This is a genomic window from Synechococcus sp. MIT S9503 (genome assembly GCF_047304175.1).
Classification (GTDB): domain Bacteria; phylum Cyanobacteriota; class Cyanobacteriia; order PCC-6307; family Cyanobiaceae; genus Synechococcus_C.
On the sequence record NZ_CP138955.1, the window covers coordinates 2,525,739 to 2,544,818 of the forward strand.

Annotated in this window: 33 protein-coding genes; 3 read left to right on the plus strand and 30 right to left on the minus strand. The window is 60.2% G+C overall.

What is annotated here, in order from left to right; genetic code table 11:
- The first annotated feature begins 32 nt into the window (after positions 1-32).
- On the plus strand, positions 33-530 hold the full coding sequence (locus SIB56_RS13535; protein ID WP_413327432.1) for an HNH endonuclease: 498 nt from the start codon (positions 33-35) through the stop codon (positions 528-530).
- Between the two features lie 9 nt (positions 531-539).
- Here the strand turns inward: SIB56_RS13535 and prfA are convergent, their stop codons facing one another.
- The 30 genes from prfA to rplC form a co-directional block, all read right to left on the minus strand.
- Complete coding sequence (prfA, locus tag SIB56_RS13540) at positions 540-1,637, minus strand: peptide chain release factor 1 (protein ID WP_413324411.1); 1,098 nt, start codon at positions 1,635-1,637, stop codon at positions 540-542.
- 135 nt (positions 1,638-1,772) lie between these two features.
- Positions 1,773-2,042, minus strand: coding sequence for a 50S ribosomal protein L31 (gene rpmE / locus SIB56_RS13545; RefSeq protein WP_413324412.1), 270 nt, complete (start codon positions 2,040-2,042; stop codon positions 1,773-1,775).
- An 8-nt stretch (positions 2,043-2,050) separates the two neighbouring features.
- A complete protein-coding gene (gene rpsI, locus SIB56_RS13550) occupies positions 2,051-2,455 on the minus strand; it encodes a 30S ribosomal protein S9 (protein ID WP_413324413.1) in 405 nt (134 codons plus the stop codon).
- Positions 2,452-2,904: a 50S ribosomal protein L13 gene (rplM, locus tag SIB56_RS13555; RefSeq protein ID WP_413324414.1), complete on the minus strand. Its 453-nt coding sequence runs from the start codon at positions 2,902-2,904 to the stop codon at positions 2,452-2,454. Before rplM ends, rpsI begins: the two co-directional genes overlap by 4 nt.
- Positions 2,905-3,060: 156 nt before the next feature.
- On the minus strand, positions 3,061-3,942 hold the full coding sequence (gene truA / locus SIB56_RS13560; protein WP_413327434.1) for a tRNA pseudouridine(38-40) synthase TruA: 882 nt from the start codon (positions 3,940-3,942) through the stop codon (positions 3,061-3,063).
- A gap of 29 nt (positions 3,943-3,971) precedes the next feature.
- Complete coding sequence (rplQ, locus tag SIB56_RS13565; RefSeq protein WP_413324415.1) at positions 3,972-4,322, minus strand: 50S ribosomal protein L17; 351 nt, start codon at positions 4,320-4,322, stop codon at positions 3,972-3,974.
- A 37-nt stretch (positions 4,323-4,359) separates the two neighbouring features.
- The gene (locus tag SIB56_RS13570; protein ID WP_413327437.1) at positions 4,360-5,298 is read right to left on the minus strand and encodes a DNA-directed RNA polymerase subunit alpha; all 939 of its coding nucleotides are present in this window, start codon (positions 5,296-5,298) and stop codon (positions 4,360-4,362) included.
- Between the two features lie 46 nt (positions 5,299-5,344).
- Complete coding sequence (gene rpsK, locus SIB56_RS13575; protein WP_066904496.1) at positions 5,345-5,737, minus strand: 30S ribosomal protein S11; 393 nt, start codon at positions 5,735-5,737, stop codon at positions 5,345-5,347.
- A 57-nt stretch (positions 5,738-5,794) separates the two neighbouring features.
- Positions 5,795-6,160: a 30S ribosomal protein S13 gene (rpsM, locus tag SIB56_RS13580; RefSeq protein WP_413324416.1), complete on the minus strand. Its 366-nt coding sequence runs from the start codon at positions 6,158-6,160 to the stop codon at positions 5,795-5,797.
- 101 nt (positions 6,161-6,261) lie between these two features.
- Positions 6,262-6,378 (minus strand): 50S ribosomal protein L36, encoded by a 117-nt coding sequence (rpmJ, locus tag SIB56_RS13585; RefSeq protein ID WP_066904998.1) that lies wholly within the window; start codon positions 6,376-6,378, stop codon positions 6,262-6,264.
- A gap of 47 nt (positions 6,379-6,425) precedes the next feature.
- Entirely contained in the window at positions 6,426-6,977 is a 552-nt protein-coding gene (locus tag SIB56_RS13590) for an adenylate kinase (RefSeq protein WP_413324417.1), read from the minus strand.
- 50 nt (positions 6,978-7,027) lie between these two features.
- Positions 7,028-8,347: a preprotein translocase subunit SecY gene (gene secY, locus SIB56_RS13595; RefSeq protein ID WP_413324418.1), complete on the minus strand. Its 1,320-nt coding sequence runs from the start codon at positions 8,345-8,347 to the stop codon at positions 7,028-7,030.
- A 104-nt stretch (positions 8,348-8,451) separates the two neighbouring features.
- Positions 8,452-8,904, minus strand: coding sequence for a 50S ribosomal protein L15 (rplO, locus tag SIB56_RS13600; RefSeq protein WP_413324419.1), 453 nt, complete (start codon positions 8,902-8,904; stop codon positions 8,452-8,454).
- A 6-nt stretch (positions 8,905-8,910) separates the two neighbouring features.
- Positions 8,911-9,552 carry a 30S ribosomal protein S5 gene (gene rpsE, locus SIB56_RS13605; RefSeq protein ID WP_413324420.1) on the minus strand — a complete coding sequence of 214 codons (642 nt, stop codon included), beginning with the start codon at positions 9,550-9,552 and terminating at the stop codon, positions 8,911-8,913.
- A gap of 13 nt (positions 9,553-9,565) precedes the next feature.
- The gene (rplR, locus tag SIB56_RS13610; protein WP_413324421.1) at positions 9,566-9,934 is read right to left on the minus strand and encodes a 50S ribosomal protein L18; all 369 of its coding nucleotides are present in this window, start codon (positions 9,932-9,934) and stop codon (positions 9,566-9,568) included.
- Positions 9,935-9,967: 33 nt separating this feature from the next.
- Complete coding sequence (gene rplF / locus SIB56_RS13615; RefSeq protein WP_413324422.1) at positions 9,968-10,507, minus strand: 50S ribosomal protein L6; 540 nt, start codon at positions 10,505-10,507, stop codon at positions 9,968-9,970.
- A gap of 15 nt (positions 10,508-10,522) precedes the next feature.
- Entirely contained in the window at positions 10,523-10,924 is a 402-nt protein-coding gene (rpsH, locus tag SIB56_RS13620) for a 30S ribosomal protein S8 (RefSeq protein ID WP_413324423.1), read from the minus strand.
- 19 nt (positions 10,925-10,943) lie between these two features.
- A complete protein-coding gene (rplE, locus tag SIB56_RS13625; RefSeq protein ID WP_413324424.1) occupies positions 10,944-11,483 on the minus strand; it encodes a 50S ribosomal protein L5 in 540 nt (179 codons plus the stop codon).
- Positions 11,484-11,532: 49 nt separating this feature from the next.
- Positions 11,533-11,889 carry a 50S ribosomal protein L24 gene (gene rplX, locus SIB56_RS13630; protein ID WP_413324425.1) on the minus strand — a complete coding sequence of 119 codons (357 nt, stop codon included), beginning with the start codon at positions 11,887-11,889 and terminating at the stop codon, positions 11,533-11,535.
- A gap of 1 nt (position 11,890) precedes the next feature.
- Positions 11,891-12,256, minus strand: coding sequence for a 50S ribosomal protein L14 (rplN, locus tag SIB56_RS13635; protein ID WP_186491755.1), 366 nt, complete (start codon positions 12,254-12,256; stop codon positions 11,891-11,893).
- A complete protein-coding gene (gene rpsQ / locus SIB56_RS13640; protein WP_114993317.1) occupies positions 12,253-12,519 on the minus strand; it encodes a 30S ribosomal protein S17 in 267 nt (88 codons plus the stop codon). Before rpsQ ends, rplN begins: the two co-directional genes overlap by 4 nt.
- 17 nt (positions 12,520-12,536) lie before the next feature.
- Positions 12,537-12,746 (minus strand): 50S ribosomal protein L29, encoded by a 210-nt coding sequence (rpmC, locus tag SIB56_RS13645; RefSeq protein WP_413324426.1) that lies wholly within the window; start codon positions 12,744-12,746, stop codon positions 12,537-12,539.
- Between the two features lie 2 nt (positions 12,747-12,748).
- Complete coding sequence (gene rplP, locus SIB56_RS13650) at positions 12,749-13,222, minus strand: 50S ribosomal protein L16 (RefSeq protein WP_413324427.1); 474 nt, start codon at positions 13,220-13,222, stop codon at positions 12,749-12,751.
- Positions 13,223-13,238: 16 nt separating this feature from the next.
- A complete protein-coding gene (gene rpsC, locus SIB56_RS13655) occupies positions 13,239-13,970 on the minus strand; it encodes a 30S ribosomal protein S3 (protein ID WP_066904453.1) in 732 nt (243 codons plus the stop codon).
- Positions 13,971-13,989: 19 nt separating this feature from the next.
- On the minus strand, positions 13,990-14,355 hold the full coding sequence (rplV, locus tag SIB56_RS13660) for a 50S ribosomal protein L22 (protein ID WP_413324428.1): 366 nt from the start codon (positions 14,353-14,355) through the stop codon (positions 13,990-13,992).
- Between the two features lie 4 nt (positions 14,356-14,359).
- On the minus strand, positions 14,360-14,635 hold the full coding sequence (gene rpsS, locus SIB56_RS13665; protein WP_006854824.1) for a 30S ribosomal protein S19: 276 nt from the start codon (positions 14,633-14,635) through the stop codon (positions 14,360-14,362).
- 35 nt (positions 14,636-14,670) lie between these two features.
- Positions 14,671-15,534: a 50S ribosomal protein L2 gene (rplB, locus tag SIB56_RS13670; protein ID WP_413324429.1), complete on the minus strand. Its 864-nt coding sequence runs from the start codon at positions 15,532-15,534 to the stop codon at positions 14,671-14,673.
- Between the two features lie 15 nt (positions 15,535-15,549).
- Positions 15,550-15,852 carry a 50S ribosomal protein L23 gene (locus SIB56_RS13675; protein WP_413324430.1) on the minus strand — a complete coding sequence of 101 codons (303 nt, stop codon included), beginning with the start codon at positions 15,850-15,852 and terminating at the stop codon, positions 15,550-15,552.
- Positions 15,845-16,480, minus strand: a complete 636-nt coding sequence (gene rplD / locus SIB56_RS13680; RefSeq protein ID WP_413324431.1) for a 50S ribosomal protein L4 — start codon at positions 16,478-16,480, stop codon at positions 15,845-15,847. Before rplD ends, SIB56_RS13675 begins: the two co-directional genes overlap by 8 nt.
- Entirely contained in the window at positions 16,480-17,136 is a 657-nt protein-coding gene (rplC, locus tag SIB56_RS13685) for a 50S ribosomal protein L3 (protein ID WP_413324432.1), read from the minus strand. Before rplC ends, rplD begins: the two co-directional genes overlap by 1 nt.
- A 398-nt stretch (positions 17,137-17,534) precedes the next feature.
- Here rplC and SIB56_RS13690 point away from each other — a divergent pair, with 398 nt between their 5' ends.
- Positions 17,535-17,996 carry an NAD(P)H-quinone oxidoreductase subunit N gene (locus SIB56_RS13690; protein ID WP_413324433.1) on the plus strand — a complete coding sequence of 154 codons (462 nt, stop codon included), beginning with the start codon at positions 17,535-17,537 and terminating at the stop codon, positions 17,994-17,996.
- An 11-nt stretch (positions 17,997-18,007) separates the two neighbouring features.
- Positions 18,008-19,042: an LdpA C-terminal domain-containing domain gene (locus SIB56_RS13695; protein ID WP_413327439.1), complete on the plus strand. Its 1,035-nt coding sequence runs from the start codon at positions 18,008-18,010 to the stop codon at positions 19,040-19,042.
- Positions 19,043-19,080: the final 38 nt, after the last annotated feature.

A 19,080-nucleotide genomic window follows, 5' to 3' on the forward strand; every position in this document is an offset into this window, starting at 1 on the left:
CCGATAGCATGCCTCGTAATCAGGGAGCTGGCATGGGCCAGGTTCTCGTTCTCAATGCGTCCTATGAACCGTTGAACATCACCACCTGGCGTCGCGCCGTCGTGATGATGATCAAGGGAAAAGCCGAAAGTCTCGAACATGACTCCGAGCGACTGATCCGGCGTGATATGCACGTTCCCACGGTGATCCGTCTGCGGCAGTTTGTGAGAGTCCCCTTCCGTCAGGTGCCGCTGACCCGCCGTAACGTGTTTCAGCGGGATAATCACACCTGCCAGTACTGCGGCAGCCGCGAACAGCTCTCGATCGATCACGTGATCCCGCGCAGTCGTGGCGGAACCGATGCCTGGGACAACGTGACCACGGCATGCACCAGTTGCAATGTTCGCAAGGCCAGCCGCACGCCCTCCGAAGCCGACATGCCTCTCAAGCGGGTCCCGCGACGCCCTCTCAGCAGTCTGAGTTTCGAGGCTGTTCGTCAGATCGATTCCGGTCGCCACAGTGAGTGGGCGAAGTATGTGATCGGCATCTGAGCCGCTGTTTCAATCATCGTTCTGCTGGCTGAGCTGTTCCAGCTTGCTGCGTTGTTCTTCGGCCACACAGGCTCCGATCACATCCTCCATCTGACCTTGGAGAACAGATTCAAGACTGAAATTCCGCCCCAGTCGATGGTCGGTGACCCTGTTGTCCTTGGCGTTGTACGTGCGGATTTTCTCGCTGCGGTCGCCCGTCCCAACCTGAGAGCGTCGGGCTGAACTTTCTCGTTCATTCGCTTCGGCGAGCTGGCGTTCATACAATTTGGCCCGCAGAATTTCCATGGCCCGTTCACGGTTCTGCAGCTGGGAGCGCTGCTGCGTGCAGAACACGCGGATGCCGCTGGGTTTATGCAGCAGGTCAACGGCTGTCTCAACCTTGTTGACGTTCTGCCCACCAGCTCCGCCAGACCGCGCCGTGCTGATCTCAAGATCTCCGGCTTCGATCTGCACCTCGACTGGATCCGCCTCCGGCATTACCGCCACGGTTGCTGTGGAGGTGTGAACGCGACCCTGGGATTCCGTTGCAGGGACACGTTGCACGCGGTGGACTCCGGCTTCAAATTTCAATTCGCTGAAGACAGCTTCACCCTTCACGGAAAGGATCAGCTCCTTGTAACCGCCAAGATCGGCTTCGCTGGCGCTCACAGGCATCACCGTCCAACCGCGCCTGCTGCAGAAGCGTTCGTACATGCGGGCAAGATCTCCGGCCCAGAGAGAGGCTTCATCGCCTCCAGCACCTGCTCTGATTTCGAGCATCACGCTGCGTTCATCACGGGGATCCCGTGGCAAAAGCGCAACGGTCAGCCTTTGAATCAACTCATCGTGACGTTGCTCCAGAGACTCAAGTTCGAGTTGAGCCAGTTCCTCCATCTCGCTGTCACCGCGGCTTTCCCGCAACAGCGTCCGTGCCTGTTCCCTTTCCTGGAGAACGTTCTGGAGGCTGCCGTAGTCGAGGACAAGCGGCTCAAGTCGTGAGCGCTCCCTGGCCACTGATTGGAGCCGCTCCGGATCCGAGGCCACGTCAGGATCAGCGAGCTGTCGTTCCAGATTGTGGAAACTGCTGGTCGCCGCTTCAAGACGACTGATCAGAGTTGAGGAGTCCATCGCCTCAGAAGCATGGTCGGCAAGGGGCCTGATGGGTTGGGCCCTGCAGACAAAAGCCCCGGAGGCAGAGCCATGTCTGCATCCGGGGACAAGTCTCTCTGTGATCGAACGCCAGTGCGTCGATTGCTCTGTGCATCAGGATTCGGCTTTTGCTTCTTCCTTGGTGGGAGCTTTTTTGTCGTCGTTGACGCTGCCGGTGCTGCCCATGCCGTACTTGCGCATGAAGCGATCCACGCGTCCCTCGGTGTCGAGAATCTTCTGCGTGCCGGTGAAGAACGGATGATTGCCGCTCCAAACGTCTACGTGGATTTCGGGCTGGGTGGAGCCAGTGGTCATCACCACTTCTCCATTGCAGATCACCTTGGCGTCTGGATACCAGGTGGGATGAATGTCGGGCTTTGGCATGACGGGGATCAGCGCTTGGAGAACTGGGGAGCTTTGCGGGCTTTCTTGAGGCCGTACTTGCGACGCTCCTTGGCCCTGGGGTCACGGCTGAGGTGACCTTCGGTTTTGAGGGGTTTTCGGTTGTCTGCGGAAAGCTCGCAGAGGGCTCTTGCGGCACCCTGCTTGATGGCATCGGCCTGACCTGTCAGACCACCACCGCGCACGTTGACAAGCACGTCGTACTCAGTTGTGAGCCCCAGAGTCTGGAGAGGAGCCTTGACGGCAGCGATGTAGGCAGGGTTGTAGTTGAGATAGTTATCTCCGGGGCGGCCATTGATGGTGATGGTGCCGTTGCCGGGAATCAGGCGAACACGTGCAACGGAGGTCTTGCGGCGACCAGTGCCCCAGTAGACGACGGAATTGGATGTGCTCATTTGGCGGAAGCGGCGGGATCAAGCTGCAGGGGCTGAGGCTGCTGGGCGGCGTGGGGATGATCGGCACCCTTGTACACCTTCAGCTTGCGGAACATCTGGCGCCCCAGGGCGTTGTGGGGAAGCATGCCCTTGATGGCTTTTTCCACGATTCGCTCGGGAAGGCGCTCCTGCAGATGAGCGAAGGTTTCAACCTTCATCCCACCCGGACGTCCGGAATGCCTGCGGTAAAGCTTCTGTTGCGGCTTGCTGCCACTGACTCTCACCTTGTCGGCATTCACAACAACGACAAAGTCGCCGGTATCGAGATGCGGGGTGTAGCTGGCTTTGTTCTTGCCGCGGAGCACGGAAGCGACCTCGGTGGCCAGGCGACCGAGGGTTTGATTCTCAGCGTCCACCAGATACCACTGGCGGTCGATTGAATCGATGGAAGGGACTGAGGTCTTGTTCATCGCGCCGGCATGCCGGTTCGGGTATGCCTCGTCGCAAGCGACGAAGCGGGGCAGGGAGCTTCAGGTACGCCGTGGCGTGCTGTTCAGAGCTCAAAGATCGACTTTACCTGTCGGTGGGTCTCGCTCTGATCAAATCAGGTGGGCGGTGCCGGCCTCTCAGGAATGGACTGGCCAGGGCGGAGGATCCGGAGGTGGATCTTCGCTGGCCAAGAAAAAAGTCGGTTTGCAATCGTACCAGCCCCCCTCGCTGAAGATGTTCTCGGGATAGCCGGCACGCAACAGACAGAGGCCCTGCGCCGGTGCTCCATCCTTCACTTCATTGCGGCGACGCTCTCTCCAGCGGCGTTCAAAGTATTCCGGGGTCAGGCGATGCTCTCCAACGGCCACCAGCTGCCCCATCAGCAGACGCACCATTCCGTACAGAAACCCGCTGGCCTGGATCTCGAGATCAATGAGATCTCCACGACGTTGGATGGACACATCCTGAATCGTGGTGCGTGAGTGAGATCTGCGGCTTCCAGCGCGTTGGAACGCTGCAAAGTCATGGCATCCCAGCAGACCATGCAGCGCCTGTTCCATCGCCTTGTCATCCAGGCGAGTCTGGTAGCGATGCCAGCTCCAGGGAGCCAGAAAAAGGTTCGGCCTTCGACCGTTGTAGAGAGTGTAGCGATAGCGCCTGTAGCTTGCCGAATAGCAGGCATGCCAGCGCAAAGGGCGTTCCACCGCCTCTCGGATGCGGATCGAGGACGGTAACCGTCCATTGAGAGCCGGAGCCCAGCGGCTGGCAGGAATCGGCCCGCTGCTGTCGAAATGCACCACCTGGCCGGCCGCATGAACGCCGGCATCGGTGCGCCCTGCAGCAACGGTCTGCACCGGTCGATGGGGGTCGAGAGCCGAAATGGCATCCTCAAGAACGGCCTGAACACTGGTGCCGTTGGATTGACGCTGCCAGCCACAAAACAGTGAACCCTCGTACTGGAGACTGAGGGCGATCCGTTTGAGACGGCTGCCGACAGTATCAGTCGAGGGTTCAGGGATGTTGATTGCCGTGATGCTGAGACCGGAATTCAGACCAGTTCGATGATGGCCATCTCAGCATTGTCTCCGCGACGACGAACGGTGCGGGTGATGCGGGTGTAGCCACCTTTGCGATCGCTGTAGCGATCAGGAGCTTTATCGAAGAGGGCATGCACGAGCTGCTTGTCGTAGACGTATCCGAGTACCCGTCGTCTCGAAGCGAGGCTTCCTTCCTTGGCCAGCGTGATCATACGTTCGGTTTCGTCACGCAGAGCCTTGGCACGAGCTTTGGTGGTGGTTACGCGACCTTCACGGATCAGCTGTGTGGTCAGGCCGCGGAGCATCGCTTTGCGTTGGTCAGCTGGACGTCCCAGCTGAGGGACTCGGCATTGGTGGCGCATGGTTCTGGAGGTGCTGAATTGCGGGTTTGGGAAGGAGTCAGACGCTGGTGCGGCTTTGTGGGATCTGAATGCCGATCCTCTCAAGGGCTTCAATCACCTCATCAGCGGACTTGGAGCCGAAGTTCTTGATCTCCAGCAGATCCTCGTAGCTGAAACCCATCAGGTCGGAGACGGAATTGACCTGTGCACGCTTCAGGCAGTTGTAGGCGCGAACAGACAGGTTCAGTTCCTCAAGGGGGATCTGCGCTTCGGCTGTGGGTTCGGGTTCAGCCTGAACCTCCTCCACCATGGTGACGGTGGCGAGGGGCTGGAACAGTTCGATCAGCTGGTTCGCTGACTGAGCAATGGCATCGTCGGGGGTGATGGAACCGTCAGTCACCACCTCCATGCGCAGGCGCTCGCGTGCGGAACCACCTTCAGCAACAGCTGTTTCGTCGATGGTGAAGTTCACGCGGTGGACAGGCATGAACACGGAATCGATCTGAAGCAGATCGATAGCGCTGGTGTCCTCGTTGTGACGATCGACGGGGCGATAGCCGATGCCACGCTCCACATGAACTTCGAGCTCGAGGCTGTAGCCGTCACTCACCGTGGCAATGACCTTCTCCCCGTCCACCACCTGCACTTGTGAGGAGAACTGCAGGTCGCGGGCCTTCACGGTTGCGGGGCCTGCAACCACAAGCCTGCCGATCTCAAGTTCGTTGGTGCGGCTGTTGACCGTGATCTGTTTGCAGTTCAGCAGGATGTCGAGCACATCCTCACGAACTCCAGGAATGGTGGCGTATTCGTGGTTCACGCCGGCAATGCGCACGGCTGTGACCGCGGTGCCTTCAAGGTTGCCCATCAGCACACGCCGAAGGGAATTGCCCAGGGTTGTGGCCTGCCCCCGCTCGAGGGGGCCGATGAGAAACACACCGGTTTGGGAGCGATCGTCGGCGATCTGATGCTCGATACGGTCGATCTGGTATTGCAACACGGTCTGAGGCGGGGGAGAGAGGGACCTGGACGGGGACGCGTTGGCTTCAGACGCGCCGACGCTTGGCACGGCGACAGCCGTTGTGTGGCAGAGGGGTCACGTCGCGGATCAGCGTGATTTCGAGACCGGCCACCTGGAGCGCCCGAATTGCGGTTTCACGACCTGAGCCGGGCCCGCGCACGAGCACTTCGATCTGACGCATGCCCTGTTCAAGAGCTCTGCGTGCTGCTGCTTCCGCTGCGGTCTGGGCAGCGAATGGCGTGCCCTTGCGAGCACCCTTGAAGCCGCTGGCACCTGCCGAAGACCATGAGATGACTTCTCCTGTGGTGTCGGTGATCGACACGATGGTGTTGTTGAAGGTGCTCTGGATATGGGCAACTCCGTTGGGAACGTTGCGCTTGGCCTTCTTGGGGCCTGATTTCTTGACTGTTTTGGCCATGGGCCTGGGAATGGAAGGTGCTTATGGAACGGGAAGGATCCGATCGGCCGAAGGGAATTACTTCTTCTTGCCGGCCACGGTCTTGCGGGCACCGCGACGGGTTCGCGCATTGGTGCGAGTTCTCTGTCCGCGCACCGGAAGGCTCATGCGGTGGCGACGACCGCGCACACAGCCGATGTCCTGCAGACGCTTGAGGGCCATGCCCTCCTGGCGGCGGAGGTCACCCTCGATCGTGTAGGTCTCGGTGGCACCACGAAGCTTCTGTACATCACCGTCCTCAAGATCCTTGACCCGGATGTCGGGGTTGACTCCTGTCTTGGAGAGAATGGTCTTGGCCCTGGTCGGGCCGATTCCATAGATGTAGGTGAGGGCGACTTCGATCCGCTTGTCGCGGGGAATGTCGACACCAGCAATCCGTGCCACTGAGCAATTAATCGAGGTGGACAATGACTTCCTATGCCTGGGAAGTCTTCAATCAGGCTGGCAGAGAGAAACCCCTGCCTGGAGAGCGTTGATCCGAGGCTTCAGCCCTGGCGCTGTTTGTTGCGAGGACGCTTCTTGTTGATCACGTAGATGCGACCTCTGCGCTTGACGATCTGATCGTCAGGGCTGATTTTTTTGACTGAGGAACGCACCTTCATGGGGCGAAGCTCTCCAATGTTGCAAACAGCTAACGTACCACAGCGGGTCAAGCAAGAATGCTCTCAATCCGTTCAGCAATGGCTTCAACGGTCCCGTCGGCTTGCACTGTCATCAGCAGGTTTTGACTGCTGTAGTAATTGATCAGTGGTGCTGTCTGTTGCTTGTAGACCGTAAGTCGGTTGCGGATCACCTCTTCGTTGTCGTCAGCACGACCCCGGCCCAGCAGTCGCTCAACCAAGACGGCGTCATCAACTTCCAGAAGCACCACGGCCTCAATCGCCTGATCGAGCTCCTTCAGCATCGGTGCCAGGGCCTCAGCTTGGGCCACGTTGCGTGGGAAGCCATCCATTAACCAGCCCTGGCCGTCAAGAGCAGAAAGCTGTGCCTTGACAATGGCCAGAACCAGAGCGTCCGTCACCAGCTCACCGCGGTTCATCACGGCTTCCGCTTCCTTCCCCAGTTCGCTGCCTGCGGCAACCTCAGCTCTGAGGAGATCGCCTGTCGACAGGTGCCGCAGTGCGTGTTGCTCACAAAGGCGTGCAGCCTGCGTGCCCTTCCCAGCGCCTGGCGGTCCAACAAACAGAAGGCGTTGTTTCATGGCGAATCAGAATTGTTGGGTGAGGGGGGTGAACGTTTGCTGGATCAGCGTCACTGGCGGACCATCCCCTCGTAACGCTGAGAGATCACGTAGGTCTGCACCTGCTTGGCGGTGTCGATGGCCACACCCACCAGGATCAGCAGAGAGGTGGCACCGAGGCCCTGGAATGTCTGCACATTCGTCGCCCGCTCAACGGCGGAAGGAATGATGGCGACAGCACCAAGGAAGAGTCCGCCCAGAAGAGTGAGTCTGTTTTTCACTCCCTCGAGATAGTTCGCTGTTGCAGTGCCGGGCCGAACACCAGGGATCGCCACCCCACCACGCTTGAGGTTGCTCGCGACATCAACCGGGTTGAAGGTCAGAGACGCGTAGAAGTAGGAGAAGCCGAGAATCAGAGAGAAGAACACCAGGGCATAGGGCCAGGGATTAGAGCTGCCTGGGTTGAGTGCTGTGGCCGCTCTGATCAGAAACGGGTTCTGGCTGAAATTGGCGATGGTGATCGGGAGAAAAATCAGTGCCGACGCGAAAATGATCGGCATCACGCCACCGGCGTTGAGTTTGAGGGGGAGGTAACTCTGGCGGTTGGGTAAAACCGCTCCACCACCCACCTGACGTTTCGCACTAACGATCGGAAGGCGGCGCTGCCCCTCCTGCACGAAGATGATCCCCACAATGGTGACGAGGAACACAAGCACCAGGATCACGATTCCGAAAACATCGTTCCGATCGCCTGTCTGTGCTTTCTCAATGGTTGAACCAAGCGCCTGGGGCAGGGTGGCGACAATGTTCAGGAAGATCACCAAAGAGGCTCCCTGGCCGATTCCTCGTTCCGTGATCACTTCGCTGAGCCACATCACGATCATCGATCCGGTCACCAGAGCGAGGGCCGTCTGCACGACGAACACAGCAACGGGAAGTCCTTCAACTGCGTAGGGACGAAGGATCATGGCGAAGACCACGCTCTGGACTAAACCCCAGCCGAGAGCGACATAGCGAGTGATCTGGGCGAGTTTGCGTCTGCCGGCTTCGCCTTCATTCTTCTGAAGATCCTCCAGCTGCGGCAGCGAGGCTGTGAGCAGCTGCAGGATGATCGAGGCGTTGATGAAGGGGAGGATCCCGAGGGCGAAAATTCCCAGCGTGGAGATGCCGCCGCCGGTGAAGATGTCGAGAAAGCCGATCAGCTGCCCACCCTGTTGGATGAACTGCTCAAAGGCGACTCTGTCGATACCGGGCATCGGGATGTAGATGCCGAGGCGCACCAGCATCAACAGACCCAGGGTTGTGAGAACCCGGCCTCTCAGCTCCGGATTTTGCACCAGCTGGGTGATGACTTCACTGGCGCTGGGATTGCGTCCCCGACTGACGAGCATGGAACAGAGGGTGTTTGGTTGAGCTTGATGCAGCAAAGCCGTCCGCGGAAGTGGATCGGCGGACGGCTCAGACGCTAGATCTGTGAAGGTTGATCCGAAGGATCTCAGTCCAGCAGTTCGCAGGTGCCACCGGCTGCTTCGATTTTGGTTCGAGCTGATGCCGTGAAAGCGGCTGCCTGAACAGTCAGTTTGGTTTTGATGTCCCCGTTACCGAGGATTTTCAGAGGGTGCTTGGGACTGGTGACAACGCCGTCCTTAACGAGGGAGTCGAGGTTGACGGTGCTGCCTGCCTTGAGCTCGTTGAGCGCAGACACATTCAAGACGGTGAAGTTCTTGGGATTCACCACAGGGAAGTGCTTCAGCTTGGGCACCCGTCTGTAGAGGGGCATCTGACCACCCTCAAACCCTGGGCGGGTCGGACGGCCGGAACGAGACTTCTGGCCGCGCATGCCAAAACCGCAGCTCGCGCCCTGGCCGGCGGCGATGCCGCGACCCTTGCGCAGTTTGCGACGACGGGCACCTTTGTTGGCCTTCAGTGATTCAAGTCGGAGTGTCATGGGGAATCAGGAATAGATCTGCTCGAGGGAGATCCCCCGTTCCTTGGCGGTCTCCTTGTGAGTGCGGAGACTGTCGAGAGCCACCATGGCGGCCCGTGCGTTGTTCAGTGGGGTTTTGCTGCCCAGTCGCTTGGCGAGCACATTCTTGATGCCGGCCAACTCAAGGACCGTGCGGATCGAACCGCCTGCGATCACACCGGTACCTGGAGCGGCAGGGCGGATCAACACACTGGCAGCACCATCACGCCCGTTGGAGAGAGTCGGGATGGAGTTGTGGCGCGTCAGAGGCACCTTGACCAGGTGCTTCTTGCCGTCGGCGACGCCCTTGCGGACAGCACCGATCACGTCGCCGGCCTTGCCGACACCGACGCCGACCTGACCACGCTCGTTTCCGACCACAACAATGGCTCGGAAGCTCATCTTCTTGCCGCCTTTTACGGTCTTGGAGACGCGTCGGATCTGAACAACCCGTTCCTGCCATTCGGAGTCGCGCTCCTGGTTGCGTCGGTCGCCGCGACGTCCGCCACGGCGGTCACCACGGTCGCGACCGCCACCGCGGCGCTGCTCCTGCTGGCCTTCAGCCGCTGCTGGAACATCCGCTGCCGAGGGCACGTCGTTGGGATTGGTCTGGGGGTTGGAATCGGTCATGTTGAGAGCAGGATCAGAACTGAAGGCCCGCTTCCCGGGCGGCGTCGGCGAGGGCTTTCACCCGGCCGTGATACAGGTTGCCGCCGCGATCGAAGACCACCTGTTGGATGCCCTTGGCGAGGGCTCGTTTGGCCACCAGTTCACCGACGGCAACGGATGCATTGCAGCTGTTGGCGTTGGTTTTGAGGCTGGTGCGCAGGTCCTTGTCGACGGTGGACGCTGAGCAGAGCGTGCTCTGCGCGTCATCATCGATGACCTGGGCATAGATGTGGCTGTTGGAGCGGAACACGGCGAGACGAGGTTTGCCGGCGGTGCCGTTGATGTGACGACGCAGGCGTCGATGACGCTTCTGGGTCTGTTGTTTTCGGGAAAGGGTCGACATGGTGGGTAATGAGGAACAGCGTCTGGCAGTGGATTATTTTTTGCCCGACTTGCCTGCCTTGCGAAGGATCCACTCGCCCTCGTACCGGATCCCCTTGCCCTTGTAGGGCTCAGGCGGACGGATGGCGCGGATTTTGGCGGCTTCATTGCCGACCAATTCCTTGTCGATTCCGGAAACAATCACCTTGGTGTTGTTCTCGACTTTGAAGGTGATCCCTTCCGGGGCTGCGACCTCGACCGGATGGCTGTAGCCGGCACTGACAACCAGCGTGGTGCCTTTGACCTGGGCCCTGGAACCCACACCGATGATTTCCAGGCTTTTGCTGAAACCGCTCTCGACACCAACAATCATGTTGTTGACAAGTGCGCGGCAAAGGCCATGGCGCTCGCGGGAGGTGCGCTTGCTGCTGGTGGGAGCCAGCACGATGGTGTTCTCCACCTGATCGATGCTCACGCCCTCAGGCAGTGTGCGTTTGAGTTCGCCCTTCGGCCCCTTCACGGTGACAGCGAGGCCGTTGAGGCTCACCGTCACCTTTTCAGGAATGGGGATGGGGGCTTTACCGATACGTGACATGGTTCTGGCTCCGGATCAATAGACGTAGCAGAGCACTTCACCGCCGACGCCCTGCTTTCGGGCGTCGCGGTCGCTCATCACACCTTTGGAGGTGGAAATGATCGCCACCCCCAATCCGCCGAGGACCTTGGGAAGTCCGCGGGTGTTCTTGTAGATGCGCAGACCGGGCTTGCTCACCCGCTGCATGGAGCGAATGGTGGGCTGGCGGTGCTTGCCGCTGTATTTGAGTTCCAGCACCAGGTTGGTGCTGACGCCTTCGCCTTCTTCGCTGATTTCGGCGATGAAGCCTTCCTGCTGCAGCACCCTGGCAATGCTGCGAGACATGCGGGAGGCGGGAACTTTCGTGCTCTGGTGACGTTTCTCACTCGCATTGCGAATGCGGGTGAGCATGTCGGAAATAGGGTCGTGATTGGCCATAATGGTTTCCGAGGAGGGCTCAGTTGCTGCGGAATGGCATTCCCATCTCGCGGAGGAGGGCCCGGCCCTCTTCATCCGAACGGGCAGTGGTCACGATGGTGATGTCCATGCCCCTGATCGCGTCGATCTTGTCGAAGGAGATCTCAGGGAAGATGATCTGCTCCCTAACCCCCAGGGTGTAGTTGCCGCGTCCGTCGAAGCTCTTGGGGCTGACGCCGCGGAAGTCGCGGATGCGAGGGAGTGCCAGATTGATGAGTCGCTCGAGGAACGCATACATGCGATCGCCGCGCAGAGTCACGGCACAGCCGATCGGCATGCCTTGGCGGATCTTGAAGCCTGCGATGGCTTTCTTGGCTCGCGTCACAACCACTTTCTGGCCGGTGATTTGAGCAAGTTCGTTGACCGAGGCCTCAAGGGACTTGGCATTGGCGGCAGCTTCGCCGAGTCCCCGATTGACGGTGACTTTCACCACCTTGGGAACTTCGTGGACGTTGGAGAGACTTAGATCTTTCAGCAATTTGGGCTGAATGGTCTCCCGGTAGCGCTGTTTCAGTGACATGGCTGGGGAATGGGACTTCTGGACTTGGTCAGAAGGCGGTTCGAGGCGATCAGTCGATCACCTCGCCGGTTTTCTTGAGGCGGCGCTTTTTGCTGCCGTCCTTTTCGGTGATCAGCTCGACTCGGCTGGCCACCTTCTTGTCGGTGGAGTAGATCATCACGTTGGAGGCATGCAGTGAGGCCTCTTCAGTGACGATCCGCCCGCTTTCACCCTCTTGGGTGGGCTTCACGTGGCGGGTGCGCATGTTGACGCCCTGCACGACCACTCGGTTTTCGTTGGGAAGGGTGCGCAGGACCTCACCGGTCTTGCCCTTGTCCTTGCCGGTGATCACCTGAACGGTGTCGCCCTTGCGCAGGCGCATCTTGATGCGCTGGTTTGCGGCGGATTTCGGAGTTGCAGTTGCCATCTCAGATCACCTCCGGAGCGAGGGAGACGATTTTGGTGAAGTTGCGGTCGCGCAGCTCACGGGCCACAGGACCGAACACGCGAGTGCCTTTTGGGTTTTTGTCGTCATTGATGATGACGGCGGCATTGTCGTCAAACCGGATGGAGTTTCCGGTGTCACGACGCAGGGTGGCTTTGGTGCGGACCACCACTGCCTTGACCACATCGGACTTTTTCACGCCCATGTTGGGCATGGCGTCCTTGACGGCGGCCACGATCACATCACCCACATGGGCGTAGCGGCGATTGCTGCCCAGCACGCGGATGCACTGGATGCGCTTGGCTCCGCTGTTGTCAGCGACCGTGAGGAAGGATTCCTGTTGAATCATTTGTTGACCTCCTCAGCCTTGGGGCTGTGGCTGAGGACCTCGGCGATAGCCCAGCGCTTGTGACGGCTGAGCGGACGGGTCTCGGTGATGCGGACACGGTCACCAACGCGAACACTGTTGTTCTCGTCGTGAGCCTTGTAACGGGTGGTACGGCTGACCGTCTTCTTGTAGATGGGATGGGGAAAGCGGTTTTCCACCGCAACCACCACCGTTTTGTCCATCTTGTCGCTGACGACGGTGCCGACCCTTTCCTTGAGTGCCATGAGTATGAAGCGAAGGATCAGGAGACGGAGGAGCTCTGGCGCTCCTTCTGCACCGTCAGCAGCTGGGCCAGCTTGATGCGGCTCTGCTTGAAGCGGTGAGTGTTGGCCAGCTGCCTGGTGGCTTGCTGGAAACGCAGATCAAACAGCTCCCGACGGAGGCCGGTGATCTGTTCGGTGATGTCTGCGTCGGAGAGTTGACGCAGCTCGGAGGCGTTGGGACGGGCCATTGTCAGGACTCCACTGAGGCGGCAGCAGCGGCCGGCGCGTTCGCACCGGATGTCTGCTCCTGTTCATCGAGGGTGATGAACTTGGTCTTCACAGGCAGCTTGTACTGCGCGAGGCGCATGGCTTCCTTGGCGATTTCGGGGGTGATTTCGTCACCACCCATCTCGAACAGGATCCTGCCTGGCTTGATCACCGCCACCCAGAATTCCGGGTTGCCCTTACCGGAACCCATTCGGGTCTCGGCCGCGCGCATGGTGACGGGCTTGTCAGGGAAGATCCTGATCCAGATTTTTCCGCCACGCTTGACGTAGCGGGTCATGGCACGACGGCTGGCCTCGATCTGGCGCGAGGTGATCCAGCCACATTCCTGTGCCTGCAGAGCGAACTGACCGAAAGCGATGGTGTTGCCACGGGTGGCGACACCGCGCATGCGGCCGCGTTGCTGCTTACGGAATTTGACGCGTTTTGGACTCAGCATGGTTCAGGCCTCCTGTTCAACCCTCGTTGGAGCGGTCTTCGAACTGTTGGGGCCTGCGACCGGCCCGACGCCGCGGGGTCGCCCCCACAGGCAGCTGCTGCTGGGCTTCATCACCCAACACCTCGCCTTTGAACACCCAGACCTTGATGCCCAGCACCCCGTAGGTGGTGCTGGCCACCTTGGTGGCGTAGTCGATGTCAGCGCGCAGGGTGTGCAGGGGCACACGACCTTCACGCGTCCACTCGGTACGAGCGATCTCAGCACCGTTGAGGCGACCTGAAACCTGAATCTTCAGGCCAAGAACGCCAGCGCGCTGAGCTCGCTGAACAGCCATGCGGATGGTTCGACGGAAGGCAACGCGTTTCTCAAGCTGCTGAGCGATGTACTCGGCAAGCAGGAAGGCATCGGCATCGACGCGCTCAACCTCAACCACATTGATTCGAACCTGACGGTTCAGATCACCGACGGTTTTCTGAATGCCGGAGCGCAGCTCTTCAATGCCGCTGCCCTGGCGTCCTACCAGCACGCCTGGGCGTGCGGTCTTCAGCTCAACTTCGAGCTGATCGGCCTTGCGAGCAATCAGCACATCACTGATGCCGGCGGAGCCGTATTTCTTGTGGATGAACTTGCGGATCCGATCGTCTTCCTGGAGGAGACTCGGATAGCTCTTGCTGGGTGCGTACCAGCGTGACCGGTGTTCCTGGGTGATCCCCAGGCGTAAGCCGGTTGGATGGATTTTGTGTCCCATCAGTCGGGGTGCTCGGGGGTCAGGAATCGGTCTGGGCAGCCACAGCAATGCTGATGTGGCAGGTCTGCTTCTTGATCGCGAAGGCGCGACCCTGGGCGCGGGGCCGGTAGCGCTTCATGGACGGGCCCATGTCAGCACTGGCCTGGGAAATCACCAGGGTGGAGGGATCAAGTCCGAGGTTGTGCTCGGCATTGGCCACTGCGGAACGCAGCACCTTGGTGATCGGTCCGGTGGAGCGGTAAGGCATGAACTCGAGCATGATCAGCGCGTCGCGGTAGCTGCGACCTCGGATCTGATCGAGAACCCGCCGAACCTTCGACACGGAACCGCGGATGAAGCGACCGTGGGCCTGGGCAGTGTTTGCCGTTGGGGATGACGTTGTCATGATCTCAGCGGCCTCCTTTCTTGTCTTTGATGTGGCCTTTAAAGGTGCGGGTGGGCGCGAACTCGCCGAGCTTGTGGCCCACCATCTGTTCGGTCACAAAGACCGGAACGTGGGTGCGGCCGTTGTGAACCGCGATTGTGTGGCCGATCATCATCGGCAGGATCGTGGAGGCCCTGGACCACGTCTTGATCACCGATTTGTCATCGGCGGCATTTTGCTTTTCAACCTTGCGCAGAAGGCTGTCAGCAATGAAAGGGCCTTTTTTGAGTGAACGTCCCATGGCGGATTAAGCGAACGACGGAATGGTGAGCAGCATCATGAGTCGCGTCCGCCACGGCTCCGCTTGGACGTCTTGCGACGCTTCCGGAGGACGAACTTGTTACTCGGCTTGTTGCGCTTGCGGGTCTTGAGGCCCAGTGCCGGCTTGCCCCACGGAGTCACAGGACCGGAACGGCCGATGGGTGCACGACCCTCACCACCACCGTGGGGGTGATCGCAGGGGTTCATCACACTGCCTCGAACCTGAGGACGCCGTCCGAGCCAGCGGCGGCGACCTGCTTTGCCGAGGCTTGTGTTGCGGATCTCCGAGTTGCCGACTTCGCCGATGGTGGCGTAACACTCACGCCGAACCAGGCGAACCTCGGTCGACGGCAGTTTCAGAGCGACGTAATCACCCTCCTTGGCCATCACCTGAGCACTGGCTCCGGCTGTACGCACCATCTGGCCGCCGCGGCCGGCATAAAGCTCAACACAGTGAACGCTTGAACCCAGGGGTACATCGGAGAGCGGCATGGCGTTGCCGATCTCGATGGGCGATTCAGGTCCGGACACAACGGTCTGGCCGATGGTGACTCCGGCAGGAGCCAGGATGTAGCGCTTCTCTCCATCGGTGTAGAAGAGAAGTGCCAGCCGCGCGTTGCGGTGAGGGTCGTAGTGAATGGCGGCGACCTTGGCGGGTACGCCGTGTTTGTTGCGTCGGAAATCGACGATGCGGTATTGCCGCTTGTGACCGCCGCCGCGATGGCGACAGGTGATCACGCCGCGATTGTTGCGTCCCTTGCGGCGGTGCTTGGACACCACCAGGGAACGTTCAGGTTTGCGGCTGGTGACTTCACTGAAGTCGGTGACGACCCGGGTACGGGTTCCGGGTGTGTAGGGGCGGAAGGTACGAATTGCCATGACGTTTCAGACCCCTCAGGACTCAGGGAAGAGTTGGATGGAGTTGCCCTCGGCGAGGCGCACCACGGCCTTTTTCACCTGAGAGCGCTTGCCGGCGAATCGGCCGACCCGACGGCTGCGGCGGGGTGGGTTCATGGTGCTGACGCCAGTGACCTTGACATCGAACAGCTGCTCAACGGCGGCTTTGATGTCGGGTTTGGCAGCTCGGTGGTCCACCTCGAAGGTGTACTGGTTCATTTCCAGTGCACGCGTGGCCTTTTCTGTGATGAGAGGTCTGCGGATGACATCCGCCAGACGCCCTGTGAAGCGCTCAGTCATCTCCGTAGACCTCCTGGATTGTTGCGAGTGCCTCTTCTCCAAGCACCAGAGCATTGGCGTGGAGGAGATCGAAGACGTTGAGCTGGTTGGCCGAGATCAGCTTCACCTTCTCAAGATTGCGAACGGAACGTCGCACAGCTTCAGAAGGGTCGGTGAGCACGATCAGCACTTTGGCGCCGGCAGCAATGCCTAGACGCCCTAGTGCGTCAACGATTTCGCGGGTTTTCGGGGTTTCAATCGCTGCCCCGAAATCTTTCACCACGGTCACGTCGTCGATGCGGGCCATCAGCGCTGTGCGCAGGGCCAGTCGACGTTCCTTGCGGTTCATCGCAAGGTTGTACGTGCGGGGCTTGGGGCCAAACACGATGCCACCACCGGGACGCAGAGGAGTTCTGATCGATCCCTGACGGGCCCGGCCGGTACCCTTCTGTTTGTAAGGCTTGCGTCCCCCGCCCCGTACTTCCGCACGGGTGAGAGTGCTTGCGGTGCCCTGACGGCTGTGGGCCTGCTGGCGCAGAACCGCACGGTGCATCAGGTCGAGAGCGGTGGCTTCCTTGGCCACCTTCAGGTCGAGGGAGGCCTTGCCGGCTTCCTTGCCTTGCCAGTCACGAACAACACAATTGGCCATCACTTACCTCCTTTGGCGGGCTTGGCGCCAACGCGATTGGCGGGCCGGATGTTCAGCAGTGATCCGGGTTTTCCTGGAACGGATCCCTTGACCACCAACAGGTTCCGATCGCTGTCAACCTTGAGAATTGTCAGGGCGCGCGTCGTGATTTTCTTGCCGCCGTAGCGGCCAGCCATGCGCTTGCCTGGATAAATCCGGCCTGGTGTGGTGCCGGCGCCGGTTGAACCCGGTTCGCGGTGGTTCTTCGAACCGTGAGTCATCGGGCCTCGACTGAAGCCGTGACGCTTCTGATAGCCGGAGAAGCCACGACCCATGGTGTCGCCGCTGACGTCCACCTTCTGGCCTGCCTCGAAATCACCGACGGTGATCGCTCCACCCAGTTCAAGACCCTTCAGGTCGTCGACGCGGTATTCACGCAGGTGGCGGAGGATCCCTTCGCCGGACTTGGCGAGGTGACCCTTGGCGGGTTTGTTGATCAGCTTTTCACGTGTTTCGCCAAAGCCGATCTGCACGGCCTCATAGCCGTCAGTTTCAGTGGTCTTGAGTTGGGTGATCCGGCAAGGCCCCGCCTCGATCAAGGTGACCGGGACGGCTTTGCCCTGCTCGTCGAAGAACTGGGACATTCCCAGTTTCTTCCCAAGGATGCCGATGGACATGGGAGGTAGTGACGCCAGCGTGAACAACCTCAGCCGTTGCAACTTGACGCTGCTTGAGCTGTGGCCTGAGTGGGCGCTGATTGAGATGACGCAGTCATGGCCGAACGCTTCAACGGAAACCGCTGGGGCATTTCGGAATGGGGCTAGCGAGCGAATCAGCTGGCTGGGACTTGATCGACCGGTAAGGATCGGTAGTTTCCCGGCAATGCAACGAATGGAATCGCTGTATTGCACTGGCCTGAAGATCCGGCGCACACGCCGGACCTGCTCTTGGAACTGGAGGCCCGGCTAGCGGACGGGCACAGATCGGCGGAGCAAACAAAGACACTACATCACTGCCTTCCGGGTTCCCTCCAACCCTGATCAGCTGCCAGACTCACATCATCTGGACTGATTCCATGCCGCTGCTGCTTTTGGGTGGGGGTTTCCGCCGTGAACTGGAATCCGCCGGGGTCATGGCCGTTCACGCTCCACTGGAAGGTGGTGCGGAGACACGGTTGTTAAGACGTCTGCGCGCTGCCGGTTACCGCACCCAGATCACCTCGGCACGCGGTCTTGGAGATCCGGAGGTGTTCCTCTTGCAGAAACATGGTGTCAGGCCTCCCCATCTCGGGCATCAGAGTGTGGGACGCGGTGCAGCGGTTGGTGAAGTTCAGGAGGTCATGCCCCAGCTCGGCGAGCTTCTGCTTGGAGATAAGCCAGTGGTCCTCTGGCTGATTGAGGGTCAGGTGTTGTCCCGATCCGAGTTGCTTTCCCTCTGTGATCTCTGCAGGCGTGAGCCGCGACTGAAGGTGGTTGTGGAAATGGGTGGTGCGCGCAGCCTGCGCTGGCAGCCGATGAAACGGCTGCTGGGAGCCTGACTTCCTGTCTTCTGCCGGTCACCGGTTCTCTGACAGCCGGTGATGATGCTCTCGGCGAGGGTCGCTGGGTCAAATTGATCTGTGGAGCCAGTAACCAGGACCTGGCTGCGGTGGCTGATCTCTGCGCTCTCTATGCAGTCGCGGGTGTGCAGTGTGTTGACGTGGCAGCCGATGCCGCTGTCGTCACAGCAGCGCGCACGGGTCTCAGCTGGGCCCGTGCGCGCACCGGTCATTCACCTTGGCTGATGGTCAGTGTCAGTGACGGGCGCGATGCCCATTTCCGCAAGGCAGTCTTTGATCCGTCGCGCTGCCCTCCGGATTGCTCGCGGCCTTGCGAGAGGGTCTGTCCTGCTGATGCCATTCATCAGGGTCCCGGTGTGGATCCAAGCCGCTGCTATGGCTGTGGCCGCTGTTTGCCTGCCTGCCCTCTCGGGTTGATTGAAACCTCGGACCATCGCGTCGGGCTGGACAACCTGGCTTCTTTGCTGGCAGAGCTGCAACCCGATGCGCTCGAAGTTCACACGGCACCGGGACGCTTCGAGGAATTTGAACGCACGCTTGATGAGGTTGTTGCTTCCTCAGTGTCTCTGCGCAGGCTTGCGGTGAGCTGCGGACTGGAGGGGCATGGACTGCGTGCAGCAGATCTGGCCACGGAGCTCTGGGGCCGACATGAAGCACTGCGTCGACGGGGTTTCCGCCCTCTCTGGCAGCTCGATGGACGCCCGATGAGCGGCGACGTGGGCGCAGGAACGGCCCGCGCGGCTCTGCGACTCTGGCAACAGGTGCGCACCAGCGCACCTCCAGGACCTCTGCAGCTGGCGGGAGGAACCAATGGGGCGACCATCGGTCTGCTGGATGGTCTGGGACTGCCACGCTCCATGGGGCCGGCAGGAGTGGCCTTCGGCGGTATGGCGCGTTCTGTTGTCCTACCGCTTCTGCAGGAAGCGGAGTGCCGCCGGACAACACTGCGTGACTGGCCTTTTGGCTGGGAGCAGGCCCTCGCGCTGGCAAGGGATCTTGTGACCCCCTGGCTTTCGCGCCCCTGATCATCCTCAACAGGAGGCTCAGTCCTGCTAAAAGGCGA